The sequence below is a fragment of the Chitinimonas sp. genome, from assembly GCF_041904975.1.
In the GTDB taxonomy this organism is placed as follows: Bacteria; Pseudomonadota; Gammaproteobacteria; order Burkholderiales; family Chitinimonadaceae; genus Chitinimonas.
The window spans coordinates 1-1,905 of sequence record NZ_JAYRLZ010000444.1; the positions used below are offsets into that span (position 1 = coordinate 1).

General features: G+C 62.6%; 1 protein-coding gene. It reads left to right on the top strand.

Features of this window, described 5'->3' with window-relative positions:
* Positions 1-1,905, top strand: a 1,905-nt coding sequence (locus tag ACE3OH_RS21990; RefSeq protein ID WP_374358365.1) for a hypothetical protein, incomplete at both ends; no start/stop codon positions are given.

Below are 1,905 nucleotides of genomic sequence, written 5' to 3' on the forward strand. Positions count from 1 at the left end.
AGCAACGGACGCCAGCCTCAGCAAACTGCCGGTTCACGCACTCGCCGTGGACGCGCGCGATGTGGTATGGGCAGGCAGCGACAAGGGGGTCTATCGCAGTGTGGATGGCGGGGTAAGCTGGCAGGCTGCCGGCAAGCTGGAGGCTGCAGTGACCGCCCTGCAAATTGATGCGCAGGGCGTTATCTACGCCGCAAGCTATGCCGGCGTGTTCAAGAGCCGCGATGGCAGCAGTTGGGAGTCGATCAACCAGGGCATAGGCATAGCCGGCTATCCGGTACCGCCCCATGTCAATGCGCTGGCACTGGATACACGCGGCAATCTGTATGCTGCGACTAGCAGCCAATTCGGATTTTTGCAGATACTCGGTGGCGGGGTATACAAGAGCAGCAACGGCGGTGCTAGCTGGGCGGCGGTGAATCGGGGGCTGTCCAGTTCCGAAAACAACGCCTTTGACATCACCGCCCTGGTGACGGATCGCGCCGGCAATCTGCTGGCGGCCAGCCCTGGTTTTGACAGCTTGAATCCCTATTCGGGGGGCGGGATTTTCCGCAGCAGCGATGGTGATAGCGGCTGGCTAGCCACAGGCCAGGCTGGATTGAGCGATTTACGCGTGTATGCGCTGGCGCTTGATGCGAATGGCCGCCTCTACGCCGGCCTTGGCCAGGGCATTGCCCGCAGTGATGATGGCGGGGCCAGTTGGCGCGACGCCAGTCAGGGCCTCAGCAATCTGACCGTGAGCAAGATGGTCAGCGATGCGGCTGGCAGGCTGTTCGCCTTGAGTGAGCAAGGTCTGAGTCGCAGCGTGGATGGTGGGCGTAGCTGGCAGCATGTGGCTAGCGAAGCCAGTCGCGGCAACCGCACCATTCTGGATATCCATGCCGACGCGCAATCGCCGGTGTATGCCGCAGGTAAAGCGGTATCTACCTCGATAGGAGCTACCGGCACGTTTTACCACGAGATCATGGTGCTCTATAGCAGCAGTGATGGCGGGGCGAGCTGGCAAGACCTGAAGCCTTGGTATCACGAGGCCTGCGCGGCCATTGCGCGATCGGCGGATGGCAAGGTGTATTGCGGCGATGAATATGGTCGGGTGTACCGCATCGACGGTCGACATGAGAGCGGCGTACTGGTTGCCGGTAGCTTTGGTGAAGGTCCGGTGCGCAAGCTGCTGGCCGATAGCCGTGGCGATCTGCTTGCCCTGCTCAAGGAGCGCGTTTACCGCAGCAGCGACGGTGCGATCAGCTGGCAGCCGCTTGAGCCGGCGCCGGGGCTGAAGCGCATCAACGCCATGCTCACTGACGCTGCCGGCACTATCTACCTGGCTGGTGAAGGCGGGGTGTACAAGTCGCCCAATGGCAATGGCTGGCAGGCGCTGAACCTCGGACTTGGCGGCGCTGCAGTGGACGCCATGGCCATCGATGCGAATCAGCAGCTGTACGTGGCGAACAGGCTCGGCGTCTACCAGCTTGGCGCCATCGATCAATTCTGGTCACGATTGGCCGTTTTGCCTGGCGATGCGCCGGTGACCGCGCTGCTGGTGAGTACCGATGCCATTTTCGTAGGCACGCGCGCGGCGGGCATCTATCGCTACGATCCAGCGGCCACGCCTGTCAACGCGCGGCTGTTGAATGTATCGGCGCGCGCCAATATGCAGCTGGGCGACAAAGTGGGTATCGCCGGCTTTGTCATCAAGGGTGGCAGCAAAACCGTGCTGATCACCGCGCGGGGCCCATCGTTGACCGGCATGGGGGTTGGCGGCGCATTGGCTGATCCGAAGCTGCGGGTAGTGGATGCCAGTGGCCGGGTGATTGCCAGCAATGACAATATCGGCGTCGGTGACAATAGTCCGGTGGCGGGGCGGGTCGAAGGCCTGCCGACCGAGGCGCGCGAACGCGCGCTACTGCT